Here is a 19418-nt window from a genome sequence, read left to right on the forward strand (position 1 = left end):
ATCGATCCAGTTACGTTCCATGCAGAAATCAGTTGTCGTGCTTGCCGTGCTCGCGGCCCTGGCAGGCCTCTCTAGCGCGGCGCATGCCGCGACCGATGCCCCGGTCGAACTCGACCTGCTGTTGCGCGGCGGCACCGTCTACACGGGCGATTCGAATGAGCCCGTGGTGGGCGATGTCGGCATCGTGGGCGACCGCATCGTCTTCGCGGGCAGGAAGGCGCCTGCACAGTTCGTTGCACGGCGAACCATCGATGCAACCGGCATGGTCGTGGCACCGGGCTTCATCGACGCGCACACCCATGCTGACGCCGACCTGCATTCCACCGACCCTCGCAAGCGCCTGAACATCCCGTTCCTGACCCAGGGCGTGACCACGGCGGTGATCGGCAACGACGGTTTCGGCGGCTTCGACATTGCCGCGCAGACCCAGCGCCTGCGGTCGGCCCCCGTTGGAACCAACGTTGCGATGTATGTTGGCTTCGGCCCCGTGCGCATCGACCAGCTCGGCGAAGCCAATCGCGCGCCGACGCCCGAGCAGCTCGACGTGATGCGCCGACACGTGAGCCGGGCCATGTGCGATGGTGCGCTGGGGCTCTCGACCGGGCTTTTCTATCCGCCGCAGAATTTCTCGAAGACCGAGGAAGTCATCGAACTCGCGAAGGTTGCAGCCCGTCACGGCGGGCTCTACGACAGCCACATCCGCGATGAGTCGATGTACAACATCGGGCTCAAGGGCTCCATTGAAGAGGTGATTCGCATCGGCCATGAGGCACGCCTGCCGGTGCACGTGGCCCACATCAAGGCATTGGGCGTGGATGTGCAGGGCCAAAGCGGCGACATCATCCGCCGCATCGAGAAAGAGCGTGCCGCCGGTCTCGACATCACGGCCGACCACTATCCATGGACGGCGTCGAGCACACGCTTTTCGGCGGCACTGGTGCCGCCCTGGGCAGTCGACGGCGGGCGCGAGGCAATGCTCAAGCGCTTTGACGATGCGGCCGTCCAGGAGCGCCTGCGAACCGGCATGCGCGAGAACCTGCGCCTGCGCGGCGGTCCGGAGACCATCCTGTTTTCAGCCGGCAGCACCAAGTACGTGGGCAAGACGCTGGCCGATGTGGCCACGGCCTCGAACGCTGACCCGGTGGATGCCGCCATTGCCGTGCTACGTGACGGCGACCTGAACATCGCCTCGTTCAACCAGAGCGACGACGACGTGCGCGCGTTCATGAAGCGGCCGTGGGTCATGACGTCGTCCGACTCCTCGCTAGGCCATCCGCGCGCCTACGGCACCTTTGCACGCAAGTACGAGCAGTACGTGGTGAAGGAGCACACGATCTCGCTGGGGCAGTTCATTCGCAGCAGCTCGTCGCTCCCCGCCGAGACGCTGGGGTTGAAACAGCGCGGGCACCTGCGGCCGGGCTACTACGCCGACGTGGTCGTGTTCGATCCCGCGCGTTATGCCGCCAAGGCCACGTACACCCAACCGACACTGCTGTCCGAGGGCGTGGTCACTGTGCTGGTGAACGGCCGCCTGGCGGTAGACGCCGGCAAGCCCACGGGCATTGGTGCCGGCCAGCCTTTGCTGCGCACGCCGAAGGCCGGCAGCTGCACCTGAGGGGACGTGCCCGCGGCGGGCTCAGTTCTTCTCGAGATGCCGCCGCTGGTCGTACACCGGCTGCGGCGGCAGGTCGGCAAGGTGCCGCGTGTCGGCCCAGTCGACGATCTCGATCGCGTCCGGCATGGCGGGGTCGGCAATGCGGATGCGGTTGAAGCCCGCATTGGGAATGTCGCTCTGCCGCGGCCCGCTGAGACTGAGGCCGCGCGCGGTGCGCCACACCATGTCGAGCACGCCGCCGTGCGTGACGACCACCAGGCGTTGGCCACGGTAGGTGGCTGCAAGATTGCCCAGCGCCGCGACGATGCGCGTGTGGAATTCGCGTGCCGACTCGCCCTCCGGCATGGCGTGGTCCTCGCGGAACTGCAGCCACTCTTCCCATGCCCTGGGGTGCAGGGCTTGTATTTCGTCGGCCCGCATGCCTTCGACCACGCCGAAGTGCTGCTCGCGCAAGCTGGCCGACGTGACCACCGGTAGCGACAGCTGCAGCGACGCCGGCGCCGCGGTTTGCTGCGCACGAAGAAGGTCGCTGCTGACGATGTGCTGCGCCGTTTCACCCGCCATCCGCAAGCCCAGCCGGCGCGCCTGCTCGTGCCCCATGTCGTTGAGCGGCACATCGGCATGCCCCTGAAAGCGCAGTTCGCGGTTCCAGGCCGTTTCGCCGTGGCGGATCAGGATGAGTTCGGTCGCGGGGTCGGGTGTGGGCGTTGGCATGGAACGCCCATTCTCCACCGCATGCGCGGCGCTCAGAGCCTCGGCGGCACCATCTGTTGCATGGCCGCCACCTGCATCGCGAGCGGTACCGTGCTCACGCGCGTGGGCGAGGGTGTGAGAAGCGAGAGCACCCAGGCGATCACCACGCCGCCGATGATGGCGCAAACCACCACCACCGCCGTGTATGCCAGCGACTTGTCCGGCGGGCACTTCATGAGCACCGGCAGGCCCACGTAGATCAGGTAGATGCCGTAGAGAGCCGCGAGCGCGCCCAGGATCGAGAGCGACGGAATCAGGCTGAACACCCCGCCCAGGAAGCTCGCCGTGCTGGCATAGGCCGACAGCTTGAGCGCGCCGATCTGGCTCTTCGAGCCTTCGAATGTCGGTGCCAGCGCATCGATGATCAACGCCAGCACAAACACCATGACGAGGGAGAGCACGTAGCCGACGACCATGTTCACGAGCCCCGTGACCACAGGCACACGAAAGTTGACACCGAAGGCGCCGAAGCCGATGACCGACAGGCCGATGAAGCCCGCCACCGCCGGTATCAGCGCGAGGATCATCACGTAGTTCTTGTAGAGCGACGCGGTGTCGGCGGGCTCTGCATCGATGGCGGGCCAGGTGGCCTTGGGCTTGAGCAGGATGTCCTGCACGCGTTGAACCAGGTTCATTTTCTTGTCCTCGGTATGAAGCGGAAACGCGCGAACCGCAGATCGCGCAGCAACTGAAAGTATGTCGATTCCGCCGCCGAATGGCTTCTGGCCAAGCAGCCTATGCCGTTATGCCGGAGGGCGCGATGACGCAAAATCCGCCCATGCCACACCTTGTCTTGCTGCCCGGCCTCGCCTGCGACGAGCGCCTGTGGGAAGCCCAGCTTCCCGTTCTTCCGGCCATGTTCGACGCCCGCGTGAGCGATGCCCACATGCGGCACGACACCATCGAAGACATGGCTGCGGCCGTGCTGCGCGAGAACCCCGGACCGCTGATACTGTGCGGCGCATCGATGGGCGGCATGGTCGCCATGGAGGCCTCGCGGCAGGCGCCCGGGCGCATTGCGGGGCTTGCGCTGCTGGGCACCAATGCCCGGCCCGAGTCGCCGGAGATGTACGAGCTGCGCGAAAGCGCGATCGAATTGTTCGAGCGCGGTGAACTGCGCGACGTGATCGAGCCGAACGTCGTCTTCGCGTTTCACCCCACGCAGGCGGCCGATCAGGCGCTGGTCGAGCGCTATGTCCAGATCGTGCTGGACGCCGGCACGCAGCAACTCATCAGCCAGAACCGCGCGGTGATGCGACGCCCCGATGCGCGCACCCACTTGCCTTCGCTTCGTGCGCCGGTGCTCCTGGTCTGCGGCGACACGGACCGGCTGACGCCGCCCGACTGCACGCGCGAAATTGCGGCGCTGGTGCCGCATGCGGAAGTGGTGTGGCTGCCGCAGTGCGGACACATGCTGACCATGGAGAAGCCCGCGCTCGTCAATGCGGCGCTGCTCTCCTGGCTGGCTCAGTGGAGTTGACCGCCGGTTTCGGCGATGTCTTTTTCAACCGCCAGCGCGGTGGCCACCGCAATGCGCAGCGCCTCGACCATGGTGGCCAGCGACATGCTGGGCAGCCCCGGAAAGCGCGCCGCCTGCTCGGGCAGGTAGGGGATGTGAATGAACCCGCCGCGCAGCCCCGGCACCGGGTGCGTGGCGATGCGGTGCATCAGGCCGTAGAAGATGTGGTTGCAGACGAACGTGCCAGCCGTGTTCGACACCGACGCGGGCACGCCGGCCGCGCGCAGGTCGCGCACGATGGCCTTGATCGGCAGCGTCGAGAAATATGCCGCGGGCGCACCGCGCACCACGGGCGTGTCGATAGGCTGCCGGCCCGCGTTGTCTGCAATGCGGCCGTCGTCGATGTTGATGGCCACGCGCTCGGGCGTGATCTCCGCGCGGCCGCCGGCCTGGCCGATGCACAGCACCAGCTGCGGCTGAAGCTCGTCCATGGCGCTTGCAAGCGCCTCGATGGCGTCGCCGAAGACGCAGGGCATCTGGCGCGCATGCACGGTGGCGCGGCCGCACTGCCAGCTGTCCAGCGCGCGCACGGCCTCCCATGAAGGATTGAGGGCTTCGCGGTCGAACGGGTCGAAACCGGTCAGCAGGACGTTGGTTCGCTGCACCACGGCGTGAGCAGCGCGTTCAGGCCGTCGCGCGCACCGCGATGCCTTCTTGCTGCAGGCGGTCGCGAATGCGGCGGGCGAAGGCCAACGCATGGGCACCGTCGCCGTGCAGGCATACGGTCTGGGCGTTGACCGGGACCGTGCTGCCGTCGATGGCCATCACCTTGCGGTCGCGCACCAGCGAGAGCGTCTGGGCAAGCGACTGCTCTTCGTCTTCGATGAGCGCGCCGGGCTGGCTGCGCGGCACCAGGCTGCCGTCGGGCATGTAGCCGCGGTCGGCAAACACTTCTTCCACGGGCGTGAGGCCGGCGCGCCGTGCGGCGTCGATCATGCCGCTGCCTGCAAGGCCGAAGAACCTGAGCGATGGATCGAAGCGCCGCACCGCCTCGCACAGCGCGTCGGCAAGCTCGGGCTCCTTCACGGCCTGGTTGTAGAGCTGCCCGTGCGGCTTCACGTGCGAGAGCTTGCCGCCTTCGGCCTTGACGATCGCAGCGAGCGCGCCGACCTGGTAGAGCACGTTGGCCACGATCTCGTCGGGCGGCAGGTGCATGGTGCTTCGGCCGAAGTTCTCGCGGTCGGGAAAGCTGGGGTGGGCGCCGATGGCCACGCCGTGTTCGATGGCCCAGCGCACGCATTGCCGCATGGTCTTGGCATCGCCCGCGTGCCAGCCGCAGGCAATGTTGGCCGAGCTCACGAGGCCGAGCAGCGCTTCATCGCTGCCGGCGCCTTCGCCGAGGTCGGCATTCAGGTCGATTTGCATTTGGGTTGATTCCTTCTTCAGGCGGCCGGCACATCGATGCCGCACGCGCGCCTCTGCTCGCACAGTCTATGCCGGTCTGCTCCAGCCCGCAGCGGCCAGCCCCTGCGCCACTTGCGCGAGGTAGCGTTGCTGCCCGGCCCATGCATCGAGCGCCGCTGCCATGTCGACCTGCACCAGCCGCAGCCGGCCGTCGAGCGGCGCCTGCGCGAGCTTCCAGAGGTCGGCGCGAATCACCACGCCGATGCGCGGATAGCCGCCGGTGGTCTGCGCGTCGCCCATCAGGATGATCGGCTGGCCCGAGGGCGGCACTTGGATGGTGCCGGGAATGACGCCCGACGAGAGCATGTCGATGCTGCGCTTGCGCTTGAGTTCGGCGCCCGCAAGCCGGCTTCCCATGCGGTTGCTCTGCGCGGTGATGCGCCAGCGCTCGCTCCAGAGCAGCGCATGCGACGCCGCGGTGAATTGCTCGAACTCGGGCCCCGGCAGCACGCGCAACTCGATGGCCGAGCCGCCTTCCTCCGGTCCCCAGTCGGGGCCGCGCAGCCCGAACGGCCGCCGCGCGAGTTGGGTGGCATCGAGCGACGTCGCGCCGAGCGCGAGCCGGTCGCCCTTGCGCAGCGCCCGCCCCTGGTGGCCGCCAAAGCCCGCCTTCAGATCGGTGCTGCGCGAACCGAGCACCGGCGGCACGTCGACCCCGCCCGCCACCGCGAGCCAGCTGCGCAGGCCGGCCTTCTTCGCGCCGGGTGCATTCGCACCTGCGAGCTTGAGCGTTTGCCCCGCCTTGACGGGCACGCTCCAGCACGGCCAGAGGGGTGTGCCGTCGAGCCGGGCGGCGAAATCGTCGCCGGCCAACGCAATGCGCGTGTCGGTTTCGAAGCGGATCTCGCAGCCGCCCATGGTGAGTTCGAGCCCGGCTGCGCCGTCGGCATTGCCGACCAGCCGGTTCGCCAGCGTGAGCGCCAGCACGTCGAGCGCACCGCCGGGGCAAATGCCGACCTGCCGGTGCCCGTGGCGCCCAAGGTCTTGCACAGAGGCCAGCATGCCGGGTTTCTGGACCAGCATCATGTCTCCACGCTTTCGACGACAAAGCGCACACGGTCGCCCGGACGCAGCAAGGTGGGCGGTTCGGCCGCCGGGTCGAAAAGCTCCAGCGACGTACGGCCGATCAGCTGCCAGCCGCCCGGCGACACCAGCGGATAGATGCCGGTCTGCTCCCCACCGATGCCCACGGAGCGCGCAGGCACCGCCGTGCGCGGTTCGGCCCGGCGCGGCGTGGCGAGTTCGGGTGGCAGCCCGCCCATGAACGCGAAGCCGGGCAGAAAGCCGAGCAGGTAGACCACGTATTCGCCGCCACTGTGGCGCCGCACCACCTCGGCCGGTGTGAGCCCGGTGTGCGCCGCGACATCGGCAAGGTCCGGCCCGTGCTCGCCACCATAGGCCACCGGAATCTCCACCAGCCGGCCTTCGATGGCGGTAGCCAAAAGCCGCGGCCAGACTTCGTTGACCTGCGCCATCAACGCATCGATATCGATCGCCGTCGGATCGAAAGTCAGCGTGAGATTGTTCATGCCCGGCAGCACCTCGCCCACGCCGGGCCACTGCTGAACCTCGGCGCCCAGGGCCCAGATCTGCTGCTGCTGCGCCAGCGTGGCGGGAGGCGCCAGTTCGCAAAGCAACGCCGCATCGCCCAGCGGATGCAGGCGGGGGGACGGAAGTTGGCTGCTCATCTCAGCCCTTGCCGTCTATGCGAATGACAGCGTTGCATCTTCGTGGAACACCGCGGAACCGGCTTTGCCGGGCCGCTGGTGTTGCCCCCGGCGAGGGGGTTGGCGAAGCGACACGAAGTGCGCGAAGACTGGGGGAGGACCTATTCACGACCGAGGCTGCGCACCTTTGCGGCCAGATGCGTCTCCACATCGGGCGAAACGAACTTGTGGACCTCGCCGCCGAGCATGGCGATTTCGCGCACGAAGGTGCTCGAGATGAACTGGTATTTGTCGCTGGGCGTCAGGAACACGGTTTCCACATCGGGCATCAGCGAACGGTTCATGCCCGCCAGCTGAAACTCGTAGTCGAAGTCGGTCACGGCGCGCAGGCCGCGCACCATGGCCTTGCCGCCGCGCGCCACCACGAAGTCGCGCAGCAGGCCCGAAAAGCTCTCGACCGTGACCTGGTCGCTGTAGGGCTTCACGGCTTCGCGCGCCATTTCCATGCGTTCTTGCAAGGTGAACAGCGCTTTCTTGTGGTGACCCGCCGCAACCGCGACGATGACCTTCGAAAAAAGCTGGGTTGCACGCCGCACCACGTCCTCGTGACCGAGGGTGATGGGATCGAAAGTGCCGGGATAAACCGCGATCACGTTGCTGGCCATGGTTGCTTCTTCCTCATGCAGCCGGTGCGGCTTGTCCGGCGGATTATGCAGTCCCGTTTGCAACGTGCCGCAGCAGATGTGCATGCACGGCGCCTGCCTTCAGGTAACGAAATCCAACAAGGCCGAGAGCAGCAAGCTCTTCATCGGTCCAATGCTTCGGCGCCTCCAGGTAGATGGCGCCTCCGGCTTTCACGGCCCGTGCCGAGGCGCGCAGCGAGGGTTCGTAGAGGGTGGTGCTGTCAAAGGGCGGGTCGAGAAAGACGGCATCCAGGCTGGCCGCGGCAACGCGTTCAAGCGCCGTAAGTCCATTGCCGCGCTCGATGCGAACGGCCTCGGCCGAGAGCTTGGTCTTGGCGGCCTGCAGCTGCGCCACCAGCGCGGCGTCCTGTTCGCACAGCAGCACGCTCGCGGCGCCGCGCGAAGCGGCCTCCAGGCCCAGGGCGCCGGTGCCCGCGAACGCATCGACGCAATGCCAACCCGGCAACTCGCCGCCACCCGCGCCCGCGATGCTCGCAAGCCAGTTGAACAGCGTTTCCCGGACGCGGTCGGGCGTGGGGCGCAGGCCCGGCTTGTCGGCCACGGAAAGGCGGGTGCGCTTCCATCGGCCTCCGATGATGCGAACTTCGCTCGGGCGCGATTTCGATCGGGACGGCGACTGCGATGAGGGCGAAGCGGGGCGCTTGGCGGCTGCGGCTTTCTTCTGGGGCATACGGCAAGCTTAACGCCGCCGCATGCGACGCTAGATGCCGAGAAAGGCTCGCCGCGCGAGCAGAGCGGCAAGCACGAGCATCGTGCCGCCGATCAGCGCGTCGAGCACCTGCCACGCACGCGGACGCGCGAACACCGGCGCCAGCCACCGCGCCCCGAAGCCGAGCGCGGAGAACCACAACGCGCTTGCCAGCGTCGCCCCCGCGACGAACCAGGCCTTGAGTGCGCCGCCGTACTGCGCGCCGGTGCTGCCGACGAGGAGCACGGTGTCCAGGTAGACATGCGGGTTCAGCAGCGTAAAGCCTGCCGCCTGCGCGAGCACGGCGGCGCGCGAAAGCGATGCGCCCTGGGCCGTAGCCTGCAGCGCACCCGCCTGCCGCGAACGCCACAGTGCGCGCAAACCATAGGCCCCCAGGAACAGCGCACCGAGCCCCGCGAGTGCCGTGGCCACGGCAGGGCGCCCTTGCAGCGCCTGCGCCATGCCGGCCACACCGGCCGTGATCAGGAGCGCATCGCTCGCCGCGCAGAACAGCACCACGGCGCTCACATGCTCACGCCGCAGGCCCTGGCGCAGCACATAGGCGTTCTGCGCGCCGATGGCGACGATGAGCACCAGGCTCATGAAGAGCCCGTTGGCGAAAGCGGTGGTGATTTGTTCGTTGGCCATGGTGCCAAGCTTGCCGTCGCGAGCCGATTAACTCAAACTAAACTTTCTAAGGCATATTCAGTTTTTCTAATTTCATACGCAACATGCTCGACTACGCCGCCCTGAACGCATTGGCCGCCGTGGTGCGCGAAGGCAGCTTCGAGCGCGCGGCGCGGGCCCTGAACGTCACGCCCTCGGCCGTCTCACAGCGCGTGAAGCTGCTCGAAGAGCGCACGGGGGGTGCCTTGCTGGTGCGCGGGCAGCCTTGCGTGCCCACCGAAGCAGGTCAGCAGCTTTGCCGCCATTTCGAGCGCGTGGGCATGCTGGAGCACGAACTGCGCGACGCGCTGCCCGCGCTCGGCATGGCCGGCAGCGGCGGCAACGAGCGCGAACGGGTCACGGTGCGCGTGGCGGTCAACGCCGACAGCCTGGCCACCTGGTTCATGGCGGCCGCCGCGGCCTTTGCCAGGCAGGAAGAATCCGCCCTGCTCGACCTGACCGTGGACGACCAGGACCACACCGCCGAGCGCCTCCGCAGCGGCGCGGTGCTGGCCGCCGTCACGGCCCTGGCGCAGCCGGTGGCCGGCTGCAACAGCGAGGCGCTGGGCACCATGCACTACGTGGCGGCTGCGAGCCCCGAATTCATGCACCGGTACTTCGCCAAGAGCGTGGGTGCGCGCACATTGGGCGATGCGCCCAGCCTGGTATTCGACCGCAAGGACCGGCTGCAGGCGCGCTGGGTGCGGCGCATCTGCCACCGGAGCATCGAAACGCCCCGCCATTGGCTGCCCTCCGCCCACGGTTTTCTCGAGGCGGCGCGGGCCGGCATGGGCTGGGGCATGCTCCCCGTGAGCATGGCGGCCGATGCGATGCGCACGGGCGCGCTGGTAGAACTGGTGCCGGGCTCCGCGCTCCAGGTGCCGCTCTACTGGCAGCAGGCGCGCGCGGCGCCGCAGCTCCTCGAACGCCTCAGGACGACGGTGCGCGCGGCCGCCGGCAGCGGCGCACACGCCTTGCGCTGAAACGCCGCCCGCTCACTTGCCGCCCACCACCACGGTCACCATGCGCTCGGGCTGCAGCTTGCGCGCGAAGGCGGTGCGCACCTCGGCCGCGGTCACTGCGTTCATGCGCGCGGTCCAGGTATCGAGGTAGTCGAGCGGCAGGTCGTGCCACGCAATGTTGGCCACGTTGCCGATGAGCTTGCGGTTGCTGTCCATCAGGAGCGGGAAGCCGCCGATCAGGTTGTCCTTGGCGGCCTTGAGCTCGGCGGCGGTCGGGCCTTCGGCCACGAACTTGGCGAGCACTTCGCGGGATATCTTGACCGCCTCTTCGGCCTGGTCGGGCCGTGTCTGAAAGCCGATGCGGAATGCCCCGGCGTCAAGCCCCGGCGAAAAGCCGCTGTAGACGCTGTACGCCAGGCCGCGCTTCTCGCGCACTTCGTTGGTGAGCCGCGAAACGAAGCCGCCGCCACCCAGCACGTAGTTGCCGAGCGTGAGTGCGAAGTGGTCCGGGTCCTTGCGCGGATAGCCGGGCTGGCCGATGAAGACGTGGGCCTGCGCCGATGCGAACGGAATGCGCTCGTCCTTGGGCGCCGAAAGCGCGGTCACCGGTGCAATGGCCGGCAGCGGCGTGCAGGCCTCGGGGCCGGGCAAGCGCGAGAGCAGCGCGGTGGCCATGGCTTCTGCTTCGGCGCGCGTCACGGCACCGACGATGCTGAGCTTGGCGCGGCACGGCACGATGAACTGCTGGTAGCGCTGCCGCATGGCCGCCGTGTCGATGCGTGCCAGCGTGGCTTCGGTCACTTCCTGGCCATACGGGTGGCTGCCATAGACGCTTTGCGAAAAGGCTCGGCCCGCGATGGTCGCCGGCTTGGTGTTGGCCTCCTTCAGCGACGCATTGATCCGTTCGCGTTCGCGCTGCCACACGTCGTCGGGAAAGGCCGGCTCGCCGATCTCGCGCGATGCCAGCGTCACCACCTTGGCCAGCAGCGCCGGGTCGGACAAGGTGCGCAGCGAATAGCTGGCGCGATCGGTTCCGGCGCTCGCGTTGAACTCGGCGCCCAGGTCGGCCCAGGCTTCGCCCAGCGCGTTTTCATCGAGCGCGGGCTCGCCGTTCTTGCCGGCGCGCACGCCCTTTTCGACCATGGTCGCGGTCACGCTGGCCAGGCCGGCTTGCGCCGCCGGATCGCGCCGGCTGCCGGCGTCGAAGTCGATCTGCACATCGACGATGGGCAGCGCCTGGGTCGACACCAGGTAGATCCTGGCGCCGCTCGCGAGCGTCCAGTGTTCGATGGGAAGCGCGGCCTGCACGGCGCCTGCAAGGGCGGCAGCAATGGCGACCAGCGCGGGACGGAGGATTTTTTTCATGGCAATCATGGAGGTCCGGCCCTTCAACGCATCTCGCCCGCGGGCGCTGCAAAGCCACGGCCACGGGGCTTGGCTTCCGGCGGCAGCGGGCGCAAGGTGGCCACCGTGAGCTGGTCGTCTCCGAAGTATTTGGCGGCCACCGCCTGCACCTGGGCCGGGGTCACGGCCTGCAGCTTGGCGATGATGCGGGCGCTGGAGTCGAGCGGCAGCCCCTGCACCCAGTTGCTTCCGAGTTCGCGGGCCTGCGCCATCACGGAGTCGCGCTTGTAGGTTTCGCTGGCCACCCATTGCGTCTTGACGCGCGCGAGTTCGGCCTCGCCCACGCCTTCCTTCGCGATGCGCGCCACCTGGGCCCGCAGCGCCGCCTCGACCGCCTCGGCGGTTTTTCCGTTCGCCGGCACGCCCACCAGCGTGAACAGCTGCGGCCCGCGGCCGGCCAGGCCCGAATAGGCACCGGCGGAATCGGCCACGCGATCGGGGCCCTGGGTCAGCGCACGATCAAGCCGCGCGCCGGTGTAGCCGTCGAGCACGGCCGACAGCACTTCGAGCGCCCACACGTCGCTGTCCGCATCGTCGATTTTTTCCAGCTGCGGAATGCGGAACGCGAGCGACACATAGGCCTGCTCCGCAGGTGCCTTGAACTCGATGCGGCGGATGCCGCGCTGCGCGGGCTCGATGCGCGGCTTGCGCGGGGGCACGGCGCGCGCGGGAATGCTGCCGTAGTACTTCTCGGCCAGCGCGCGCACCTTGGCCACGTCCACATCGCCGACCACCACCACGGCGGCGTTGGCGGGCACGTACCAGCGCCGGAAGAACTCGCGTGCATCGTCGGGCGTCATCGCATCGAGGTCGCTCATCCAACCGACCACGGGGCGCTGGTAGGGTGAGGCCGTGAACACCGCGGCGTTCTGCTGTTCGCCCAGCAATGCGCGCGGCTGGTCTTCGGTGCGCATGCGGCGCTCTTCCTTGACCACTTCGATCTCGCGCTTGAACTCGTCGTCCGACCACTGGTTATTGGCAAAGCGGTCCGACTCGAGCTTCATGACCTGCTCGAGGCTGGCCACCGGAATCTGCTGGTAGTAGCCGGTGAAGTCGCGCGAGGTGAACGCGTTTTCCTGGCCGCCCAGGGCCGCCACGCGGCGCGAGAACTCGCCGGGCTTGATGGTCTTGGTGCCCTTGAACATCATGTGCTCGAGCACATGGGCCACGCCCGAGGTGCCGTCGACCTCGTCCACGGAGCCCACGCGAACCCAGACCATCTGCACCGCGGTGGGTGCGCGCCTGTCGGGCAGCACCAGCAGCGTCATGCCGTTGGCCAGGGTGAACTGCTGGGGTGCGGGTGCCGCGGCGGCAGCGGCCGGTGAAACGGGAGTGGATGAACTGGCAGAGGCGGCGGAAGCCGGTGTGGGCTGGGCCAGTACAGGCGCGGCCCACAGCGCGGAAAGCGCCATTGCCAGCACCGCACCAGACGCAGCACGGCGTGGCGAGGGGTGTTTCATAGAATGGGTCGGATTGTAAAAAGCTCCCGATGTTCAGTTTCTTCAAGAAAAAACCACCCGCCGAAGCTCCGGCCGCACCGGCGCCCGCCCCGGCCGCTGAACCGGCACCGGCGCCGGCACCCGAGCCTGCCCCGGCGCGCTCGGTGTTCTCACCGTCGAGCTGGTTCGGCTCCAAGCCTGCCGCGGAGGAGACCGCGCCTGCGCCGGCAATTGCACCCTCGCCATCGCCATCGCCATCGCCATCGCCTTCGCCCGCGCCCTCCCCCGCGCCTGCACCTGCCGCGCCGCCCGCCGTCGCACCTCCTCCTCCCTCGGTGCCCGTCGCCGCTCCACCCGCGGCGCCAATGCCTGCACCGGCGCCGGTTCCGGCGCCTGCCCCTGCCCCCGTCGAGCCTCCCGCGCCGCTGCCCGTGCCCGCCGCCGAAACGGCGATGGCCGCCGAGCGCAAGGGCTGGTTCGACAAGCTGAAAACCGGCCTGCGCAAGACCGGCACCGGCATCCAGGCGGTGTTCGTCAACGCGCAGATCGACGAGGCGCTTTACGAAGAGCTCGAATCGGCGCTGCTGATGGCCGACGCCGGCGTGAAGGCGACCGAGTTCCTGCTCGACGACCTGCGCGGGCGCGTCAAGCGCCAGATGGCCACCGACGCCACGCAGGTGAAGAAGCTGCTGGCCGATGCCATTGCCGACCTGCTCCGGCCGCTCGAGAAGCCGCTGGTCATCGGCCAGTTCTCGCCGACGGTCATCATGGTGGCCGGCGTCAACGGCGCGGGCAAGACCACATCCATCGGCAAGCTCACCAAGCACCTGGCCAACGAAGGCGCCTCGGTGCTGCTTGCAGCGGCCGACACCTTCCGGGCGGCGGCGCGCGAGCAGCTGCTGGTCTGGGCCGACCGCAACACGGTCGAGATCGTGAGCCAGGAAGGGGGCGACCCCTCCGCCGTGAGCTTCGACGCGGTGACGGCCGGCAAGGCCCGCGGCAAGGACGTGGTGCTGGTCGACACAGCGGGCCGGCTGCCGACGCAGCTGCACCTGATGGACGAGCTCAAGAAGATCAAGCGCGTGGTCGCCAAGGCGGACGCCACGGCCCCGCACGAAGTGCTGCTGGTGATCGACGGCAACACCGGGCAGAACGCCCTGGCGCAGGTCAGGGCCTTCGACGAGACCCTGGGCCTCACCGGCCTGGTGGTGACCAAGCTCGACGGCACTGCCAAGGGCGGCGTGCTCTGCGCCATTGCGCGCGAGCGGCCGATTCCGGTTTATTTCATCGGCGTGGGCGAGAAGCTGGAAGACCTCGAGACCTTCAACGCACGCGAGTTCGCGCAGGCGCTGCTGGGCTGAAGTGCGGCCAGCAGCGCCCGCTGCCGCTCAGAAGGCGCTTGGAAGCCGCTTAGAAGCCGAACAGCGAGCGGGTATCGCAGAGAAAACCGGTGCAGTTGGCCGGCCGGATGTAGAGCGTCCTGATCTGGCCGCTCGGCAGCCCGTAGTCGCCCACCAGCGCATTGCCCTTGGCGCCCTCGGCGTTCGCCTGCACGATGTAGTCCGCGCTGTTGCCCGCGGGTTGCAGGTTCAGGTAGCTGAACGTGGCCGACTGCGACAGGTCTTTCTCGTAAAGCAGCCTGATGCCATCCGAAAAGACATAGCCCGTCTTGAACCGGAAGCCGCGGGCGCCCTGGGACTCGAGCTGCGCCAGGAAATCGGCGTCGCTGCCGGGCTGGCCCAGCGCCTCGTAGCCATAGGTTGCACTGCCTTGCGAGTCCTTCTGGTACACCAGCACCGTGGTTCCGCCGACCATGTAGGCGCCGGCGACACTGAAGTAACCGTTGCCGCCCTGGGCGTTGACCTGTGCCAGATAGCCGGCACTGTCGCCCGGCGCCGTCAGCACGGCATAGGTGTAGGTCGACGAGGAGTTGTTGTCCTTGCGATAGAGCGTGCGCGTCTCGCCGCCTATCACGTAGGGACCGCCCCACTTGAAGCCTCGGGCACCCTGGGCATTGAGCTGGTCCTGCAAGTCGGCCGCGGAGCCTGCGACCGGCATCAACTCGAAGGCGTAGGAGGTTTCGGCGTCCTTCACATAGGCCTCGACAACCTCTGCGCTGTAGGGGCTCATCGAAATGGTGAAGGCGAAGCCGCCGAAAAAGCGGAACGACCTCGCGCCCTGTGCATTCAGCCGGGTGAGAAACGCCGATGGATCGGCGGCGGGGGCCAAGGCCTCGTACATGAAAGTGCGCGTGGCGGGAACCGGGGCTGGAGCGGGCGGCGGTGGGGCGGGCGGCGGCGGCGCGGGAGGAGCGGGTGCGGGCGCCGGTACCACCGGCAAGCCGGCGAAGCCACCGCCGCCGCCACCACCTCCTCCACCGCAGGCCGCCAGAGTTGCGGCGAGTGCCGATATCAATAGTTTTGCGTGCATGAAATCACTCCCTGAGAGCATTGATGTGTGAGACCGCGCAAAGGTAAAGCGCGCCTCACCCGCACACCAGTGCCAAAGGTCATGTCGCGCCGGTGGGCGCGAGTTCGCTCAGGGTTCGAAACAGCTTGCCGGCGTCGACCGGCTTGAACAGCACGGCCACGCCCGACGCCCGGACGCGCTGCAAGCGTTCGGGCGCGGTTTCGCCGGTGACCAGCAGCAGCGGCATGTCGGTACCCGGGCGCCGGCGAAGGCGCTGGCCGGCGTCGAGCCCGTCATTGCCCTCGGCCAGGCGGTAGTCGCACACCAGCAGATCGAAGGGCCGAGCCTCGCCTTCCGCCCGCGCAAGGGCTTTTTCCGCCTGCGCCTCGTCGGCCACGGCCTCCACCTCGATGGACCAGGAGCGCAGCAACTCGCCCATGGCCTCCCGGATTTCCGCCTCGTCGTCGACCAGCAGCACGCGCTCGGGCAGTGCCTGAGCCCCTGCGGCGCGCTGCCGGTGAGCCTCGGCGCCCTGAAGGGTGGAGGCCGCCAGCGGCGCGGCGGCGGGCAGCACCACGCGGAAGTGGGTGCCCCGCCCCGGGCGCGAGTGCACCTGCAGCGGATGGTCCAGCAGGCGCGACAGGCGCTGCACGATCGACAGGCCGATACCCAGCCCCTGCGACCGGTCCCGGCCCGGGTTGCCGACCTGGTAGAACTCTTCGAAGATGCGGCCGATCTGCTCGGGCGCGATGCCGACGCCGGTGTCGCGCACTTCGATCCATACGGCATCGCCGCGCGCCCGCGCCCTCACGGTCACGCCGCCGCTCACCGTGTACTTGAGCGCGTTGTCGATCAGGTTGGAGAGCATGCGGTGCAGCAGTTGCGGATCGCTGCGCACCCACAATCCGCTCGCGCGCACGCGCAGCTGCAGTTCCTTCTGTTCGGCCTGCGGCGAAAACATGTGGTTGAGCGGCAGGAACAAGGCGTCGAGCTGCACTGCCCGGATCTCCGGCGTGACCACACCCGCATCGAGCCGCGAAACATCGAGCATGGTGTCGAGCGAGGTGCCCAGTGCGTTCACCGCGCGCATCAGGCGCTCCGCATGAGCACCTTCGGGACGGCCGCGCAATTCGTTTTCGAGCGCGGCACCGAACAGCGCAATGGCATGCAGCGGCTGCCGCAGGTCATGGCTGGCGCTGGCAAGGAAGCGGGTCTTTTCTTCGCTGGCACGCTCGGTGGCGGCGATCTGCTCTTCCAGCCGCACGGCCAGTGCTTCCTTTTCGAAGCGCAGGGCCAGCGAATCCGCCAGCAGCTGGTGTTCCTGCACGCCCACGCGCAGCATCAGGACGAGATAGATCGCAGCAAAGGCGGCAAGAAAGAGATGGATGGAATCGCCCTGCCATGCGAGCGCGACGATCAGCCCGCCCATCATCGGCAGCGTGTGGCCGAACAGCGCCGCCTTCAATGGCCGGAGCGACTGCACGGCGCGCGCGCAGTTGCCCATCATCACGACCATCAGCGCGGCGGTGACCGGCAAGTTGCCGGCGGGCACGAATATCCATGGCGCGAGCGCATCGGCAAACCCGAGCAGCGTCACGATGCGGGTGATCTTGCGGGCCCACCAGGCGCTTTCCTCCGCCGGCACCGACGGGTTCCATCGCGGCGTGAAATACATGCCCAGGTACAGCGCCAGGTGCAGCACGACGAACGGCAGCACCATGGGGTCGCCCAGTTGCAGGTACATGAACCCGCCGAGCACCAGAACGAAAACCAGGCGAGCCAGGAACGTCGCCTTGTAGTTGAAATACACCGACGCCACGTGCTCGCGCAGCACCCGCCGGCTCAGCGGTGTGTCGGCGGCCATGTGCGGCGGGCTCAACGCAGGCTGCTGATCAATTGCGCACGCGAACGCACGCCGAACAGCAGCAGGATGGTCGATACATGGTTTTTCACCGTGCCCTCGCTCAGGTTCGCTATCTGGGCAATTTCCTTGTTCGCCTTGCCTTCGAGCACCCACTGCAGCACCTGCATCTGGCGCGGGGTGAGTTCCTGCCAGGCGCTGGCCTGGGCCGTTTCGGCGTAGCCGCCGAGCGTCTTCATGGCGGGAGGCGAGGTCTGCGCAGCGCCCCCATCGAGCAGGCCGCAGGCGCGGATAAAGCCCACCACTTCCTTCAGATCCGCCGATTTGGGAAGGAACGCGCTCGCACCCAGCGCCACCGCGCCTTGGGCCAGGGACGTGTTGCCCGTGCCCGAAAGCACCACGATCCGGGCCGCCGGGTAGCGCAGGCGAAATTCGGCCAGCCCGCTGAGGCCATGGGTGTCGGGCAGTGCCAGATCCAGCAGCACCAGGCCAATGGAGTCCCGATGCTCTTCGTAGAGCGCCAGCGCATCGGCCACTTTGCCCGCCTCGAACACCTCGATGCTGGCGCCGGAAGAAGCGGCCTGTGCCTGAACCAGCGCGCGCACGCCGAGCCGCAGCAGATCGTGGTCGTCCACCACCAGGATGGCGGTGGGCGGGCGGGCGGGGACGGGTTCCGCGATCAAAGGCGTCGGAGGGGATGAAGATTCGAGCGGAAGAGCCACGCGGCCGATCTTAGCGACGGCCCGACCGCGCAACAGTGCCCTAAGTCATGGCCCACGGCTGAGGTCGCGCAAAGGCATTGCTACATTTTTCATAGCACTTGCCATCGCTTGGCCGCGGAGGCACCATGGAGGTACCTCGCCGTACCGAGCGACGCTTTGGAGACAGAACATGATGCACACCGCCGATGCCCCTGCCGCGGCGGGCGACCGCAAGGTCGACCGGCTGCTTGCCCACTATGGCGAAAGCCATCGCCACCCCACCAACGAGCTGATTCACTTCGCCGCGATCCCGGCCATCATGCTGAGCATCGTCGGCCTGCTGTATGCGCTGCATCCCTGGGTGGCGTACGGCTTCGTGGCGGCGAGCCTGGTCTACTACGCCACCCTGCGTTCGGCCGCCTTCCTGATCACCATGCTGGCCGGAACGGCCCTGGTGCTGGCGGCGGTCCAGGCCATGGGCGTCCTTGTGCTGCCGATTTCCGCCGCCATCTTTGTAGTGGCATGGATCTTCCAGTTCGTCGGCCACAAGATCGAAGGCAGGAAACCTTCGTTCTTCGAAGACATCCAATACCTGTGGGTGGGGCCGCTGTTCGTACTCTCGAGGCTGTTTTTGCGCCTGGGTATTCGCTGGTAAGCCCCGGGTCGGACGCCGCCTCGGGCCGCACCGCCCTCCTGCTGTCGGTTTTCATCCGCTATGGAACTGCTGCTTTTTCGAGATCAACGACTTACGCCGCAAGCGCTCATGCAGGTTGGAAGCCGTGTTCCGTTCACAATGGAATTCTTGGCGATTTGCACCGCTAAGTTTGGAATTTTCGGCCGACGTTTTCGCTCTTGCTAGACGCCTGCAGAGGCTACGGCAAGACCCACCGGCCCACGCATGTAGCATACTGAGATCATCAGGAGATTCAGCTTCACGATCGACAAATCGCTCCCAAGGCTTCGCCGGACTAAGAGCGGCAACGACCTCAATGGGCCTTCTTCTGACCGAGCGGGGAGGGAGCACTCGCAGAGTGAGCCCTCTTTACTGGATCTGATGCATGGGCTTCCTAGTATGGAAGGCAGTGAATTCGACCCGCTGCCTATAGAGATTCGACTGCGCCCGTTCGATCTGGACTAGGGTGCTGCCGGGACCTTTAGGCAATCCGCGCGTGTGTGGACCTACCCGAGATTCGGGCTGCGGCTTCCGCTATCTGGCGGCTTGAGCGCGAGGCAAGCGCGAGCTTGTCGGCACAAGTTCGAGTTCGCTTCAGCTTGCCGCTTGACGTAGGCTGATGGGACTCGAACCCACGACGAGCAGAATCACAATCTGTGGCGACAAGCCAACACCCATGCGGGCTGCGGTGATGTTCGCGGGAAGTTTAGCGAACTTCTGGTCTCGAACCAACGCGGGCTGCGAGACTGCCCTTCCCACCAGCAATCATAGATAAAGGATGACGATGGACTCCGCATGGGCAGCCGAATCAGCCGTGCGCCTCGTTGTGAAGGCGTGGCATGACGGGAACAAGAAATTTCGCACGGCGATGCTAGCGGTGTTGATTGCCACCGAAAAATGACCCGGCTAACGCGCTAATTTCCGTCTAAGACTGACCCACGTAAAACTCTACC

The 19418-nt window shown here is 67.4% G+C and carries 19 protein-coding genes; 5 read left to right on the forward strand and 14 right to left on the reverse strand.

All coding sequences use genetic code 11. From position 1 onward, the window contains the following. The first annotated feature begins 19 nt into the window (after positions 1–19). A complete protein-coding gene (locus tag V9L20_RS24855; RefSeq protein WP_337298613.1) occupies positions 20–1615 on the forward strand; it encodes an N-acyl-D-amino-acid deacylase family protein in 1596 nt (531 codons plus the stop codon). A 21-nt stretch (positions 1616–1636) separates the two neighbouring features. Here the strand turns inward: V9L20_RS24855 and V9L20_RS24860 are convergent, their stop codons facing one another. Both V9L20_RS24860 and V9L20_RS24865 read right to left on the reverse strand, forming a co-directional pair. Further along, positions 1637–2329 (reverse strand): histidine phosphatase family protein, encoded by a 693-nt coding sequence (locus tag V9L20_RS24860; protein WP_337298614.1) that lies wholly within the window; start codon positions 2327–2329, stop codon positions 1637–1639. Positions 2330–2361: 32 nt separating this feature from the next. Further along, complete coding sequence (locus V9L20_RS24865) at positions 2362–3003, reverse strand: Yip1 family protein (RefSeq protein WP_337298615.1); 642 nt, start codon at positions 3001–3003, stop codon at positions 2362–2364. A 143-nt stretch (positions 3004–3146) separates the two neighbouring features. Between V9L20_RS24865 and V9L20_RS24870 the strand changes: the two genes are divergently transcribed. After that, a complete protein-coding gene (locus V9L20_RS24870; RefSeq protein ID WP_337298616.1) occupies positions 3147–3848 on the forward strand; it encodes an alpha/beta fold hydrolase in 702 nt (233 codons plus the stop codon). Here V9L20_RS24870 and pcp read toward each other — a convergent pair. From pcp to V9L20_RS24905, 7 genes are all read right to left on the reverse strand, one after another. Then, the gene (pcp, locus tag V9L20_RS24875) at positions 3836–4495 is read right to left on the reverse strand and encodes a pyroglutamyl-peptidase I (protein ID WP_337298617.1); all 660 of its coding nucleotides are present in this window, start codon (positions 4493–4495) and stop codon (positions 3836–3838) included. The two genes, V9L20_RS24870 and pcp, sit on opposite strands and share 13 nt — an antisense overlap. Positions 4496–4511: 16 nt before the next feature. After that, positions 4512–5252: a 5-oxoprolinase subunit PxpA gene (pxpA, locus tag V9L20_RS24880; RefSeq protein WP_337298618.1), complete on the reverse strand. Its 741-nt coding sequence runs from the start codon at positions 5250–5252 to the stop codon at positions 4512–4514. A gap of 66 nt (positions 5253–5318) precedes the next feature. Further along, positions 5319–6317: a biotin-dependent carboxyltransferase family protein gene (locus V9L20_RS24885; RefSeq protein WP_337298619.1), complete on the reverse strand. Its 999-nt coding sequence runs from the start codon at positions 6315–6317 to the stop codon at positions 5319–5321. Continuing rightward, positions 6314–6979, reverse strand: coding sequence for a 5-oxoprolinase subunit PxpB (gene pxpB / locus V9L20_RS24890; RefSeq protein ID WP_337298620.1), 666 nt, complete (start codon positions 6977–6979; stop codon positions 6314–6316). Before pxpB ends, V9L20_RS24885 begins: the two co-directional genes overlap by 4 nt. Before the next feature lie 140 nt (positions 6980–7119). Further along, complete coding sequence (gene coaD, locus V9L20_RS24895; protein WP_258502244.1) at positions 7120–7623, reverse strand: pantetheine-phosphate adenylyltransferase; 504 nt, start codon at positions 7621–7623, stop codon at positions 7120–7122. 43 nt (positions 7624–7666) lie between these two features. Continuing rightward, positions 7667–8332: an RsmD family RNA methyltransferase gene (locus tag V9L20_RS24900; protein ID WP_337298621.1), complete on the reverse strand. Its 666-nt coding sequence runs from the start codon at positions 8330–8332 to the stop codon at positions 7667–7669. A 30-nt stretch (positions 8333–8362) separates the two neighbouring features. Beyond that, complete coding sequence (locus V9L20_RS24905) at positions 8363–8998, reverse strand: LysE/ArgO family amino acid transporter (RefSeq protein ID WP_337298622.1); 636 nt, start codon at positions 8996–8998, stop codon at positions 8363–8365. Between the two features lie 83 nt (positions 8999–9081). On the opposite strand from V9L20_RS24905, the gene V9L20_RS24910 reads away from it, so the two are divergent. Continuing rightward, entirely contained in the window at positions 9082–9999 is a 918-nt protein-coding gene (locus V9L20_RS24910) for a LysR family transcriptional regulator ArgP (protein ID WP_337298623.1), read from the forward strand. A 12-nt stretch (positions 10000–10011) separates the two neighbouring features. Here the strand turns inward: V9L20_RS24910 and V9L20_RS24915 are convergent, their stop codons facing one another. Then, a complete protein-coding gene (locus V9L20_RS24915) occupies positions 10012–11352 on the reverse strand; it encodes a M16 family metallopeptidase (RefSeq protein WP_337298624.1) in 1341 nt (446 codons plus the stop codon). 14 nt (positions 11353–11366) lie between these two features. Further along, positions 11367–12842 carry a M16 family metallopeptidase gene (locus V9L20_RS24920; protein WP_337298625.1) on the reverse strand — a complete coding sequence of 492 codons (1476 nt, stop codon included), beginning with the start codon at positions 12840–12842 and terminating at the stop codon, positions 11367–11369. 29 nt (positions 12843–12871) lie between these two features. Between V9L20_RS24920 and ftsY the strand changes: the two genes are divergently transcribed. Next, positions 12872–14182: a signal recognition particle-docking protein FtsY gene (gene ftsY, locus V9L20_RS24925; protein ID WP_337298626.1), complete on the forward strand. Its 1311-nt coding sequence runs from the start codon at positions 12872–12874 to the stop codon at positions 14180–14182. 49 nt (positions 14183–14231) lie between these two features. On the opposite strand, the gene V9L20_RS24930 is transcribed toward ftsY, so the two are convergent. The 3 genes from V9L20_RS24930 to V9L20_RS24940 all read right to left on the reverse strand — a co-directional run bounded on the left by V9L20_RS24930 (position 14232) and on the right by V9L20_RS24940 (position 17774). Then, positions 14232–15251, reverse strand: coding sequence for a hypothetical protein (locus tag V9L20_RS24930; protein ID WP_258502255.1), 1020 nt, complete (start codon positions 15249–15251; stop codon positions 14232–14234). A gap of 79 nt (positions 15252–15330) precedes the next feature. Next, entirely contained in the window at positions 15331–17094 is a 1764-nt protein-coding gene (locus tag V9L20_RS24935; protein ID WP_337298627.1) for an ATP-binding response regulator, read from the reverse strand. Positions 17095–17105: 11 nt separating this feature from the next. Then, positions 17106–17774 (reverse strand): response regulator transcription factor, encoded by a 669-nt coding sequence (locus V9L20_RS24940; RefSeq protein ID WP_337298628.1) that lies wholly within the window; start codon positions 17772–17774, stop codon positions 17106–17108. A gap of 208 nt (positions 17775–17982) precedes the next feature. On the opposite strand from V9L20_RS24940, the gene V9L20_RS24945 reads away from it, so the two are divergent. Continuing rightward, a complete protein-coding gene (locus V9L20_RS24945; protein ID WP_337298629.1) occupies positions 17983–18447 on the forward strand; it encodes an Mpo1 family 2-hydroxy fatty acid dioxygenase in 465 nt (154 codons plus the stop codon). Positions 18448–19418 lie beyond the last annotated feature (971 nt).

Origin of the sequence: Variovorax sp. CCNWLW225, assembly GCF_037204045.1 — a bacterium.
In the GTDB taxonomy this organism is placed as follows: Bacteria; Pseudomonadota; Gammaproteobacteria; order Burkholderiales; family Burkholderiaceae_C; genus Variovorax.